Genomic DNA, 12,665 nt, shown 5'->3' on the forward strand with positions numbered 1-12,665 from the left:
GCTTCCTTATGGATTTTGTGGGGTGAGGCGCTCGAACAGCGCTTCCAGGGTGTTGAAACGTTCTTCGGGGCGTTCCATCGGTACCAGGAAGCGGAACTGGGTCGCGCCTTCGAACTTGTAGCGTTTGGGCTGGCCCTGGATCAGCTTGATCAGGGTCAGCGGGTCGACCGGGGTCTCGGCCTCGAACTCCAGCTTGCCGCCGTTGGGGCCGGCGTCGACTTTCTTGATGCCGAGCTTTTCCGCCTGCAGCTTGAGCAGGGTCAGGCGCATCAGGTTCTTGGTCGGCTCCGGCAGCAGGCCGAAGCGGTCGATCATTTCCACCTGCAGGTCCTTGAGGCCCTCTTCGTCGGCCGCCGAGGCGATGCGCTTGTAGAGGATCAGGCGCGCATGCACATCGGGCAGGTAGTCCTCGGGGATCAGCGCCGGCAGGCGCAGGTTGATCTCCGGGCCACCGCCGAGCGGCTGCTCGAGGTTCGGCTGGGCGCCCTTGCGGATGGCCTTGACCGCGCGCTCGAGCATTTCCATGTACAGGGTGAAGCCGACCGCCTGGATCTGCCCGCTCTGGCCTTCGCCGAGCAGTTCGCCGGCGCCGCGGATCTCCAGGTCGTTGGTGGCCAGGACAAAACCTGCGCCCAGGTCCTGGGTGTTGGCGATGGCCTCCAGGCGCTTTTCGGCATCGGCACTGATCTGCTGGCGCGGCGGCGTCAGCAGGTAGGCGTAGGCCTGGTGGTGACTGCGCCCGACCCGGCCGCGCAGCTGGTGCAGCTGGGCCAGGCCGAACTTGTCGGCGCGCTCGATGACGATGGTGTTGGCGCTGGGCACATCGATGCCGGTCTCGATGATGGTCGAGGCGATCAGCACGTTGAAGCGCTTGTGGTAGAAGTCGCTCATCACCTGTTCAAGTTCGCGCTCGCGCATCTGCCCGTGGCCGATACCGATACGCGCCTCGGGCACCAGTTCGGCCAGTTCCGCGGCGCATTTCTCGATGGTCTTGACGTCGTTGTGCAGGTAGTACACCTGGCCGCCGCGCAGCAGTTCACGCAGCAGGGCCTCCTTGACCGTGCTCTTGTTCTGCTCCATGACGAAGGTGCGCACCGACAGGCGTCTGGCCGGCGGGGTGGCGATGATCGACAGATCGCGCATGCCCGACACCGCCATGTTCAGCGTGCGCGGAATGGGCGTTGCGGTCAGGGTGAGGATGTCTACCTCGCTGCGCAGGGCCTTGAGCTGCTCTTTCTGGCGCACGCCGAAGCGGTGCTCCTCGTCGATGATGGCCAGGCCCAGGTCCTTGAAGCGCACATCGTCCTGCAGCAGCTTGTGGGTGCCGATGAGAATGTCGATCTTGCCTTCGGCCAGGTCCGCGGCGGCGCTGGCGACTTCCTTGGCCGACTTGAAGCGGCTCATCACCTCGACCTTCACCGGCCAGTCGGCGAAGCGGTCGCGGAAGCTGTTGTAGTGCTGCTGGGCGAGCAGGGTGGTGGGTACCAGCAACGCGACCTGGCGCCCGCCGTGCACGGCGATGAAGGCGGCGCGCATGGCCACCTCGGTCTTGCCGAAGCCGACGTCGCCGCAGACCAGGCGGTCCATCGGCTGGCCAGCGAGCATGTCGGCGCGTACCGCCTCGATGGCCGCCTGTTGGTCGGGGGTTTCCTCGAACGGGAAGCCGGCGCTGAAGGTGGCGTAGTCGGCGGCCGGGTCGGCGAAGGCATAGCCTTTGCGCGCGGCGCGGCGGGCGTAGATGTCGAGCAGTTCGGCGGCGACGTCGCGCACCTGTTCGGCGGCCTTGCGCTTGGCTTTCTGCCAGGCTTCGGAGCCCAGCCGGTGCAGTGGCGCCAGGGCGTCGTCGCTGCCGGTGTAGCGGGCGATCAGGTGCAGGTTGGCCACCGGCACGTAGAGCTTGGCGCCCTCGGCGTATTCGAGGGTGAGGAACTCGGCGGCCTGGCCGTCGATTTCCAGGGTCGCCAGGCCCAGGTAGCGGCCCACGCCGTGGTCGATGTGCACCACCGGGGCGCCTTCGCGCAGCTCGGTGAGGTTCTTGATCACCGCGTCGTTGGCCGCCTCGCCGCGTTTCTCGCGGCGCCGGCGCTGCATCACGCGCTGGCCGAACAGCGGGCTTTCGGCGACCAGGGCCAGGCTGGGGTCGTCCAGCAGCAGGCCGTCGTCCAGCGGCGCGATGGTGATCGCCAGGCGTTCGCCGCCACTGACGAAGTCGGCCCAGCCGTCGACGGTGTGCGGGCGCAGCTTCAGGCGTTCGAGCAGTTCCAGCAGCACTTCGCGCCGGCCCGCCGATTCCGCCGTGAACAGCACGCGACCGGGGAACTGGTCGAGGAAGCTCGCCAGCTCCGCCAGCGGCTGGTTGGCCTTGGCCTCGATCGCCAGGTTGGGCAGGGCGCGGGCCGGGAAGCGCTCGCGGCCGACGCCGGGCTCGACGTCGTCGGCACCGATCACCACTCGTGGCCATTGCTTGAGGCGGGCGAAGCAGTCCTCCACCGGCATGAACAGCTCCGCCGGCGGCAGCAGCGGCCGGCTGAGGTCGCCGCGACGCTCTTCATAGCGCCCGCGCACATCGTTCCAGAAGTGCTCGGCGGCCTGCTCCACGCCCGGCAGGGAGAACACCTGGGTGTCCGTCGGCAGGTAGTCGAACAGGGTGGCGGTCTCTTCGAAGAACAGCGGTAGGTAGTACTCGATGCCGGCGGGGATGATGCCGCTGGTCAGGTCCTGGAAGATCGCGCTGCGGCGGAAGTCCACGTCGAAGCGTTCGCGGAAGCGCGCCTTGAAGCGCGTCACCTCGTCCTTCTGCATGGGGAACTCGCGCGCCGGCAGCAGGCGGATCGAATCGACCTTGTCGATCGAGCGCTGCGACTCCGGGTCGAAGGTGCGCAGGGTCTCGATCTCGTCGTCGAACAGGTCGATGCGGTACGGCTGCTTGCTGCCCATGGGGAACAGGTCGATCAGCGCGCCGCGCACGGCGAACTCGCCATGCTCGTAGACCGTGTCGACGCAGCGGTAGCCGCTGGCCTCGAGGCGCGTGCGCATCTGCTCGACGTCGATCTTCTGGCCGACGTCCAGCACCAGGCTGCTGCCCAGCAGGAAGCGCGTGGGGGCCAGGCGGTGCAGGGCGGTGGTGATCGGCACGACGAGGATGCCGTGGTCCAGCTCCGGCAGCCGGTAGAGGCTGGCGATGCGCTGGGAGATGATGTCCTGGTGCGGCGAGAACAGGTCGTAGGGCAGGGTTTCCCAATCGGGGAACGGCAGCACCGGCAGCGCCGGCGCGAAGAAGCGCAGCTCCTGCTCGAGGCGGTCGGCCGCCTGGCTGTCGGCGGTCAGCAACAGGGTGAAGCGACCGGCGGTACTGGCCGCCTCGGCGATGGCCAGGCTCAAGGCGGCGCCGGGCAGGTTGCCCCAGGTTTGTTTGCCGGCCGTGGCCGACATTTGCGGTAGGCGCAGAACTGACACGGGAGATCGGACTCCAAGCGTTGCGGCAAAGAGGTCGATTGTACCGGTGACGGGGCTCGCTGTCAGGCTCGCGAGGGCATGACGACGGGGTCTGGCGTCGGCGACAGGCGCTCATTGCCCGATACGCCGAGGGGCGTCATAATGTAGCCCCTTTTTTGTTCCCCTACATGTGGAAGGTTACCGTGACTCAGAAGCCCGACCAGTGTCTTGGTGAGTGGATCGATCGTGAAGCCCTGGCTGAAGCGATGATCCCGCTTATCGGTCAGCTCTACCGCAACAACAACGTGGTGAGCTCGATCTATGGCCGCAGCCTGATCAACCGTTCGGTTATCTCGATCCTCAAAGCCCACCGCTTTGCCCGTCACCGTCAGACCGACGAGACCGAGCTGTCCGTCCACGAGACATTCCCCCTGCTCAAGGCCATGAGCGAGCTGAAGCTGGGCGCCGCCTCGGTGGACCTGGGCAAGCTGGCCAACAAGTTCAAGGTCGAAGGCAATGGCCGCAGCGCCGAGCAGTTCGTCCGTGACGAGCTGGCTGACGTCGTGGGTCAGCAGAACGCTTCCGCACGCAAGGGTACCGACGTCGTCCTGTACGGCTTCGGCCGCATCGGCCGCCTGCTGGCGCGCATCCTCATCGAGAAGACCGGTGGCGGCGACGGCCTGCGCCTGCGCGCCATCGTCGTGCGCAAGGGCGCCGAGAACGACCTGGTCAAGCGCGCCAGCCTGCTGCGCCGCGACTCGGTGCACGGTCCGTTCGATGGCACCATCGTCATCGATGAAGCCAACAACACCATCACCGCCAACGGCAACCTGATCCAGGTGATCTACGCCAAGAGCCCGAGCGAAGTCGACTACACCCAGTACGGCATCCACGATGCGCTGATCGTCGACAACACCGGCGTATGGCGTGACGCCGACGGCCTCGGCCAGCACCTGGCCTGCCCGGGCGCCGCCCGCGTGATCCTCACCGCACCTGGCAAGGGCGCGCTGAAGAACATCGTGCACGGCATCAACCACGGCGACATCAGCGCCGATGACAAGATCATCTCGGCGGCGTCCTGCACCACCAACGCCATCGTGCCGGTGCTCAAGGCCATCAACGACCAGTACGGCATCGTCAACGGTCATGTCGAAACCGTTCACTCGTTCACCAACGACCAGAACCTGATCGACAACTTCCACAAGGGCAGCCGTCGTGGCCGCGCCGCGCCGCTGAACATGGTCATCACCGAGACCGGTGCCGCCACCGCCGCCGCCAAGGCCCTGCCGGTGCTCAAGGGCAAGCTGACCGGCAACGCCATTCGTGTGCCGACGCCGAACGTGTCGATGGCCATTCTCAACCTGAACCTCGAGAAGGCCACCACCCGCGAAGAGCTGAACGAGTACCTGCGCCAGACCGCCATGCACTCGGAACTGCACAAGCAGATCGACTACGTCAGCTCCCAGGAAGTGGTGTCCACCGACTTCGTCGGCTCGCGCCACGCCGGTGTGGTCGACGCCGAGGCCACCATCTGCAACGACAACCGCGTTGTCCTGTACGTCTGGTACGACAACGAATTCGGTTACAGCTGCCAGGTGGTGCGCGTGATGGAAGACATGGCCGGTGTGAACCCGCCAGCGTTTCCACGCTGATCCGCTTGTAATGCGTTGAAAAAACGGGAACCTTCGGGTTCCCGTTTTTTTTTCAGGATTCGATGGCCCTATCGCGGGGCAAGCCCGCTCCCACGCCGGCCGATGTGCGATCTTAGTAAGTAGTGAGCCGGCAGTGCAGCCGCGCAGGAAATAGAGCGACAAGCATCACCAGCGTGGGAGCGGGCTTGCCCCGCGATAGGGTCAGTCCTGACAGTCGAGATCTAGAGATTGCGTGCGCTTTTAATCTTCATCCTCATCCTGATGTCCGCCTGCGAGCCAACTCCCACCCTAGAACGCTTCGGCGGCCCGACCATGGGCAGCAGCTACAGCATCCAGTACGTGCGCCAGCCCGGTGGTCCTGCGCCCGAGCAGGTCCAGGCCGAGGTCGAGGCCATCCTCCAGGCCATCGATGCCCGCTATTCCACTTACCGCGGCGACTCCACCGTCAGCCGTTTCAACCAGCTTGCGGCCAATCAGTGCCTGTCCATCGACGCCGACCTGTTCGAGCTGGCCAGCTTCGGCCAGCACCTGGCCGAGCAGAGCCAGGGCGCCTTCGATCTCACCGTCGAGCCGCTGCTCGACCTCTGGGGCTTCGGTCCCCAGGCCCGCGAGATGCACGTGCCCGACCCGCAGGCGTTGGCCCGTGCTCGCCAGCGTGTGGGCTACCGCCACCTGCGCATCGAAGGCGGGGCCCTGTGCAAGGACGCTGCCATCGAACTGGATTTCAACAGCATCGCCGCCGGCCACGTCGTCGACCTGATCGCCAAGCGCCTGCGTGGCATGGGTATCGAGGCGTTTCTCGCCGAAGCCACCGGCGAGCTCAAGGCCGTGGGCCGCAAGCCCGACGGCAGTGCCTGGCGGGTGGCCCTGGAGTTGCCGCGCGAGGACCGCCAGATCGCCCGCCAGGTCATCGACGTGGAGGACATGGCCGTGTCGACCTCGGGTGACTATCGGCATTATTTCGAGGACAATGGCCGGCGCTATTCGCACACCTTCGACGCCCGTCTCGGGCGCCCGGTCGAGCACGACCTGGCGGCGGTGACGGTGCTCGACGCCTCGGCGCTGCAGGCCGACGGCTACTCGACCGTGCTGTTGATCCTCGGGCCGCAGCAGGGCTGGGACTTCGCCATCGCCCACGGTATCGCCGCGGTGCTGGTGACCCGGGTCGAGGGTGGTTTCGTCTCCCGTTCCACGCCGGCCTTCGAGCGGCTGGTGAAAGGCGAGTGAAAGGCAAGCCACGGATGATCAATGCCACGGATACGGTGAAACGACATGTAGTGCAGGCAATAATGGCCTACGACGCGACCAAGGGTTAATGTGCGCGGCGTTCACGCTTGATTAGACTGCACCCGAATTTTCTCATGGCGCCCCGGCGACATGATCGCGCCCCGCGGCCATCCGGCCGGCGGGCCAGTTCTGAAGGAGTACGCATGGCTGTCTACAACTACGACGTAGTGGTGCTGGGTTCCGGTCCGGCCGGAGAAGGCGCGGCAATGAACGCCGCCAAAGCAGGGCGCAAGGTGGCCATGGTCGACAGCCGTCGCCAGGTCGGCGGCAACTGCACCCACCTGGGCACCATCCCGTCCAAGGCGCTGCGTCACTCCGTGCGGCAGATCATGCAGTTCAACACCAACCCGATGTTCCGCGCCATCGGCGAGCCGCGCTGGTTCTCCTTCCCCGACGTGCTCAAGAGCGCCGAGAAGGTCATCAGCAAGCAGGTTGCCTCGCGCACCGGCTACTACGCGCGCAACCGCGTCGACGTGTTCGTCGGCACCGGCAGCTTCGCCGACGAGCAGACCGTCGAAGTGGTCTGCCCCAACGGCGTGGTCGAGAAGCTCAACGCCAAGCACATCATCATCGCCACCGGCTCGCGCCCGTACCGCCCGGCCGACATCGACTTCCATCACCCGCGCGTCTACGACAGCGACACCATCCTCAGCCTGAGCCACACCCCGCGCAAGCTGATCGTCTACGGCGCCGGGGTGATCGGTTGCGAATACGCCTCGATCTTCAGCGGCCTGGGTGTGCTGGTCGAGCTGGTCGACAACCGCGGCCAGCTGCTGAGCTTCCTCGACTCGGAAATCTCCCAGGCGCTGAGCTACCACTTCAGCAACAACAACATCACCGTGCGCCACAACGAGGAATACGACCGCGTCGAAGGCCTGGACAACGGGGTGATCCTGCACCTGAAGTCGGGCAAGAAGATCAAGGCCGACGCCTTGCTGTGGTGCAACGGCCGTACCGGCAACACCGACAAGCTGGGCCTGGAGAACATCGGCATCAAGGTCAACAGCCGTGGCCAGATCGAGGTCGACGAGACCTACCGCACCAGCGTGCCGAACATCTATGGCGCCGGTGACGTGATCGGCTGGCCGAGCCTGGCCAGCGCCGCCCACGACCAGGGCCGCTCGGCCGCCGGCAGCATCGTCGACAACGGCAGCTGGCGCTTCGTCAACGACGTGCCGACCGGCATCTACACCATTCCGGAGATCAGCTCGATCGGCAAGAACGAGCAGGAGCTGACCCAGGCCAAGGTACCCTACGAAGTGGGCAAGGCCTTCTTCAAGAGCATGGCCCGCGCGCAGATCGCCGGCGAGCCGCAAGGCATGCTGAAGATCCTGTTCCACCGCGAGACCCTCGAGGTCCTCGGCGTGCACTGCTTCGGCTACCAGGCCTCGGAGATCGTCCACATCGGCCAGGCGGTGATGAACCAGCCGGGTGAGCAGAACAACCTGAAGTACTTCGTCAACACCACCTTCAACTACCCGACCATGGCCGAAGCCTATCGGGTAGCTGCCTATGATGGTCTGAACCGGCTTTTTTGAGCGGCTCCGACCGGTGGCCTGAGCCGGTCGGGGAGACCGATTTCAGCCCTACCCGAGGGTGGTCCTGGCCAAACCGGGAAAGTCTGTAATCAGGCTGTCCACGCCAAAGTCGGCGAGCCGGCGCATCAGCGCCGGTTCGTTGACCGTCCATACCGACACGTGCAAGCCCTGGCGCTGCGCCTTGATCAGGCGCTCGGGGGTGCACAGCGTCCAGTTTAACGCCAGCATCTCGCACTCGTAGTTCTGCGCGACCTTCAGCGGGTCGAGCCAGGCGTACTCGGCAACCAGCCCGCGCTTGATGTCGGGCACCAGCTCCTGGGCGGCGCCCAGCACTTCCCGTGAGCTCGAGGTGATGGTCACCTTGTCCAGCAGGCCATGCTGCTGGGCCAGTTCGCGGATCGCCAGCACGGTGCTGGCGGCGCGGGTGCGCGAGGCGCTCTTGACTTCCAGCTGCCAGTGCTCGAACGGGCACTTCTCGAACAATTCCTCGAGCCGTGGGATGGGGCAGGGCTGCACATGGCCCGGGCCGCCCTTGCGCGCGTCGTAGGTGACCAGGTCGGCCGCCGTGTGCTCGACCACCTTGCCGCGCCGGCCGGTGGTGCGCTTGAGGGTCGGGTCATGGATCACCATCAGCTCGTTGTCGGCCGACAGGTGCAGGTCGAGTTCGCAGCGGGTCACGCCATGGGACAGGCACTGGCGGAAACTCTGCAGGGTATTCTCGGGCGCTTCGCCCTTGGCGCCGCGGTGGCCATAGATCAAGGTCACGTTCGTTCCTTCAAATCAGAGAGAAAAGGGCTTCAGGACGCGGGGTCGTTCTGTTCCAGCGCCTGGCGTCGTTGCTGTTGCTGGCGCTGCAGGATGTAGCGGGCCAGCAGCTGGCGCTGGGCGTCGGTCATGTCGATGAACTCGGTACCGACCTCGAAGTCGCCGTCGGGGCGCGGGTCGCAGTGGGTGACCCGGCCGCGCAGCAGCAGGCCGTGGGCGCGGGGCATCAGCACCATCTTCACCTTGACCCGGGTGCCGGGGGCGATTTTCTGCGCCTGGGCGAACTCGATGCCGCCTTCGGAGATGACCACCGCTTGCGGCTGGCCAATCTCGCCGATCAGGCTCTGGGCGACCACGGCGCTGAGCAGGTCGAGGCGTTTGTTCTGGGCGCGCAGGAAGGCGGCCAGGGTGCGGTCCTTCTCGCTCAGCTGGCGTAGCAGGTGCTGCGACTCGAAGTCCGAAAGGTGCAGCTCGCTGAGCAGGTTGAACAGCTCGGAATCATCCTGCAACAGTTCTGTTTCAAGGGCTTCGGCCGCGCTGAGGGGGCTGATTTGAAGTGCGATCCGATCTTCGATGCGGTAGTATTCGCGGCGATCTTCTTCGTCTAATGTCGTCATGGCGAACCCAAGGTTACGGCGGTGGTCCGAGTGTAAAGCCGCCGTAGGCGCCTCGCCACAAGGACGTTCCCTTTCATCCGAACAAGCCCCGACATGTTCAGACCTCTATTCGTATTCATTGGTACGCGCTACACCCGTGCCAAGCGCCGCAATCACTTCGTCTCGTTCATTTCGCTCACCTCGATGATCGGCCTCGCCCTGGGCGTGGTGGTGATGATCGTGGTGCTCTCGGTGATGAACGGGTTCGACCACGAGATGCGTACCCGCGTGCTGGGGATGATCCCCCACGCCACGCTGGAGACCGGCCAGCCGATCGACGACTGGCAGGCCCTCGCCTCTAAAGTAAAGCAGAATCCGCAGGTGCTGGCGGTCGCGCCGTTCACCCAGATGCAGGGCCTGCTGACCCATGAAGGCAAGGTGCAGAAGGTGCTGCTCAACGGCATCGACCCGGCCCGCGAGCGCGAGGTGTCGATCATCGACAAGTTCGTCCTCGACGGCAGCCTCGACAAGCTGGCCCCGGGCGAGTGGGGCATCATGATTGGCGACAAGGCCGCGCAGAAGCTGGGCGTGGGTATCGGCGACAAGCTGACCTTTGTCGCCCCCGAGGTCAGCGTCACCCCGGCGGGGATGTTCCCGCGTATGAAGCGCTTCACCGTGGTCGGCACCTTCCACGTCGGCGCCGGCGAGATCGACGGCTACCTGGGCCTGACCAACATCGCCGACCTGTCGCGCCTGCACCGCTGGAAGGCCGACCAGGTCCAGGGCGTGCGCCTGAAGTTCGACGACCTGTTCCAGGCCCCGCGTGCTGCCTGGGCCATCGCCCAGCAGTTGGGCGAGCAGGAGTTCTACCCGCGTGACTGGACCCGCACCCACGGCAACCTGTACCAGGCGATCCGCATGGAGAAATCCATGATCGGCCTGCTGTTGCTGCTGATCGTCGCGGTGGCGGCATTCAACATCATTTCCACCCTGGTGATGGTGGTCAACGACAAGCGCGGCGACATCGCCATCCTGCGCACCCTGGGCGCCACGCCCGGGCAGATCATGGCCATCTTCATGGTCCAGGGCACGGTGATCGGCGTGGTCGGCACGCTGATCGGCGCGGTGCTGGGCATCCTCGGCGCGCTCAACGTGAGCGCGGCCATCGCCGGCATCGAGACCCTGATCGGGCACAAGTTCCTCAATGCCGACGTGTACTTCATCGATTACCTGCCGTCGCAGATCCAGGCCCAGGACGTGTACATGGTCTGTGGTGCGGCGCTGGTCCTGAGTTTCTTCGCCACCCTGTATCCGGCCTGGCGCGCCTCGCGCACCCAGCCGGCGGAGGCGCTACGTTATGAGTGAGTCGCGCATGAGTGATAAAGCCGTGTTGAGCTGCCGCAACCTGGGCAAGAGCTACGAGGAAGGCCCGGAGTCGGTCCAGGTCCTGTCGGGGTTGAACCTCGAGCTGCACCCGGGCGAGCGGGTGGCCATCGTCGGCAGCTCGGGCTCGGGCAAGAGTACCTTGCTCAACCTGCTCGGCGGCCTCGACACGCCGACCCGGGGCAGCGTCTGGCTGGCCGGCGAGGAGCTGTCGGCGCTGGGCGAGCGGGCCCGTGGCCTGCTGCGCAACCGCGCCCTGGGCTTCGTCTACCAGTTCCACCACCTGCTGGCGGAGTTCACCGCCCTGGAAAACGCCTGCATGCCGCTGCTGATCGGCAAGACGCCGATCGCCGAGGCCCGCGAGCGCGCCGAGGCGCTGCTCAAGCGCGTCGGCCTGGGCCACCGGTTGAATCACAAGCCGGCCGAGCTGTCCGGTGGCGAGCGCCAGCGCGTGGCGATCGCCCGCGCCCTGGTCAACCGCCCGGGCCTGGTGATGCTCGACGAGCCCACCGGCAACCTCGACCACCATACGGCCATGGGGATCCAGGAATTGATGCGAGAGCTGTCCACGCATTCGCAGACCGCCTTCCTGGTGGTGACCCACGACCTCAACCTGGCGCGCCAGATGGACCGCGTGCTGAGCCTGGAAGACGGGCGCCTGGTGGCGATCTGAATCGCTTGCGCGGGGCGCCTTGAGGCGCTCCGGTTCACACTTAGATTGGGTATCCCTGTTCATGTTCAGACCCTTGTCCTTGTTCATCGGTGCTCGCTACACCCGTGCCAAGCGTCGCAACCACTTCATCTCGTTCATCTCCATGACCTCGATGATCGGGCTGTCGCTTGGCGTGCTGGCGATGATCACGGTGCTGTCGGTGATGAACGGCTTCCAGCGCGAGATGAGTTCGCGCGTGCTGGGCCTGGTGCCCCATGCCGCGATCCTCGGCGCGCAGCCGCTGGACGACTGGCGCAAGGTCGCCATCACCGCCGAAGGCAATCCGGCGGTGATGGCCGCGGCGCCGATCACCGAGATGGAGGGCATGCTCTCGTACAAGGGGGCGATGCAGCCGATCCAGGTCGCGGGCATCGACCCGGCCGAGGAGGGCAAGGTCTCCATCGTCACCCAGCATATCGTCCAGGGCAGCCTGCAGGATCTGGTGCCGGGCGAGTATGGCGTGGTCATCGGTGAATTGACCGCCCGGCGTTTTCGCCTGAACACCGGCGACAAGCTGACCCTGATCGTCCCGGAGATCAGCAAGGAGCCGGGCGGCATCACCCCGCGCATGCAGCGCCTGACCGTGGTCGGGATCTTCAAGGTTGGCGCCGAGCTGGATGGCTCCCAGGCCTATATCCATATCGCCGACGCCGGCGAGATGCAGCGCTGGGCGCCGGGCCAGGTACAGGGCGTGCGCCTGAAGCTTCACGACCTGTACGCCGCGCCGCAGGTGTCCAAGGCCATCGCCGCCGGGCTGGGCGACGGCTACCGCGCCGACGACTGGTCGCACACCCAGGGCAGCCTGTTCAGCGCCATGAAGATGGAAAAGACCATGATCGGCCTGCTGCTGATGATGATCATCGCCGTGGCCGCCTTCAACATCATCGCCACCCTGGTGATGGTGGTGAACGACAAGGGCGCGGACATCGCCATCCTGCGCACCATCGGCGCGACGCCGGCGCAGATCATGGGCACGTTCATGGTCCAGGGCAGCCTGATCGGCATCGTCGGCACCTTGATCGGCGGCGTGCTCGGGGTGCTCCTGGCGCTGAACGTCAGCGCCGTGGTCGGCTGGGTCGAGCGGGTCAGCGGGCAGCACATCTTCACCTCCGACATCTACTTCATCAGCAGCCTGCCGTCGGAGCTGCAGTGGGGCGACGTGGCGATCATCTGCGTGGCCGGGCTGGTGATGAGCTTCCTGGCGACCATTTACCCTGCGTACCGCGCCTCGCAGATCGAACCGGCGATGGCGTTGCGTTACGAGTAAGGCATGGCAACACCGGGGGCGCTTTGCGCC

9 protein-coding genes are annotated in these 12,665 nt (G+C 65.8%); 6 read left to right on the forward strand and 3 right to left on the reverse strand.

The window, feature by feature from the left end:
- Nucleotides 1-6: 6 nt before the first annotated feature.
- Nucleotides 7-3,456, reverse strand: coding sequence for a transcription-repair coupling factor (mfd, locus tag HU751_RS02605; protein ID WP_186733465.1), 3,450 nt, complete (start codon nucleotides 3,454-3,456; stop codon nucleotides 7-9).
- 167 nt (nucleotides 3,457-3,623) lie between these two features.
- Between mfd and HU751_RS02610 the strand changes: the two genes are divergently transcribed.
- The 3 genes from HU751_RS02610 (at nucleotide 3,624) to sthA (ending at nucleotide 7,912) form a co-directional block, all read left to right on the forward strand.
- A complete protein-coding gene (locus HU751_RS02610; protein WP_050704838.1) occupies nucleotides 3,624-5,087 on the forward strand; it encodes a glyceraldehyde-3-phosphate dehydrogenase in 1,464 nt (487 codons plus the stop codon).
- Nucleotides 5,088-5,315: 228 nt separating this feature from the next.
- Nucleotides 5,316-6,314 carry an FAD:protein FMN transferase gene (locus HU751_RS02615; RefSeq protein WP_186733464.1) on the forward strand — a complete coding sequence of 333 codons (999 nt, stop codon included), beginning with the start codon at nucleotides 5,316-5,318 and terminating at the stop codon, nucleotides 6,312-6,314.
- 203 nt (nucleotides 6,315-6,517) lie between these two features.
- Nucleotides 6,518-7,912 carry a Si-specific NAD(P)(+) transhydrogenase gene (gene sthA / locus HU751_RS02620; RefSeq protein ID WP_023631920.1) on the forward strand — a complete coding sequence of 465 codons (1,395 nt, stop codon included), beginning with the start codon at nucleotides 6,518-6,520 and terminating at the stop codon, nucleotides 7,910-7,912.
- Nucleotides 7,913-7,960: 48 nt separating this feature from the next.
- On the opposite strand, the gene HU751_RS02625 is transcribed toward sthA, so the two are convergent.
- Both HU751_RS02625 and HU751_RS02630 read right to left on the reverse strand, forming a co-directional pair.
- Complete coding sequence (locus tag HU751_RS02625) at nucleotides 7,961-8,677, reverse strand: glycerophosphodiester phosphodiesterase (RefSeq protein ID WP_186733463.1); 717 nt, start codon at nucleotides 8,675-8,677, stop codon at nucleotides 7,961-7,963.
- A 32-nt stretch (nucleotides 8,678-8,709) separates the two neighbouring features.
- Nucleotides 8,710-9,294 carry a PilZ domain-containing protein gene (locus tag HU751_RS02630; RefSeq protein ID WP_186733462.1) on the reverse strand — a complete coding sequence of 195 codons (585 nt, stop codon included), beginning with the start codon at nucleotides 9,292-9,294 and terminating at the stop codon, nucleotides 8,710-8,712.
- A 93-nt stretch (nucleotides 9,295-9,387) separates the two neighbouring features.
- On the opposite strand from HU751_RS02630, the gene HU751_RS02635 reads away from it, so the two are divergent.
- The 3 genes from HU751_RS02635 to HU751_RS02645 all read left to right on the forward strand — a co-directional run bounded on the left by HU751_RS02635 (nucleotide 9,388) and on the right by HU751_RS02645 (nucleotide 12,635).
- Nucleotides 9,388-10,638 (forward strand): lipoprotein-releasing ABC transporter permease subunit, encoded by a 1,251-nt coding sequence (locus HU751_RS02635; RefSeq protein WP_186733461.1) that lies wholly within the window; start codon nucleotides 9,388-9,390, stop codon nucleotides 10,636-10,638.
- Nucleotides 10,639-10,645: 7 nt separating this feature from the next.
- On the forward strand, nucleotides 10,646-11,329 hold the full coding sequence (gene lolD / locus HU751_RS02640) for a lipoprotein-releasing ABC transporter ATP-binding protein LolD (RefSeq protein WP_186733460.1): 684 nt from the start codon (nucleotides 10,646-10,648) through the stop codon (nucleotides 11,327-11,329).
- A 61-nt stretch (nucleotides 11,330-11,390) separates the two neighbouring features.
- On the forward strand, nucleotides 11,391-12,635 hold the full coding sequence (locus HU751_RS02645; RefSeq protein WP_186733459.1) for a lipoprotein-releasing ABC transporter permease subunit: 1,245 nt from the start codon (nucleotides 11,391-11,393) through the stop codon (nucleotides 12,633-12,635).
- The last annotated feature ends 30 nt before the right edge of the window (nucleotides 12,636-12,665 follow it).

Origin of the sequence: Pseudomonas peradeniyensis, from assembly GCF_014268935.2 — a bacterium.
Classification (GTDB): Bacteria; Pseudomonadota; Gammaproteobacteria; order Pseudomonadales; family Pseudomonadaceae; genus Aquipseudomonas; species Aquipseudomonas peradeniyensis.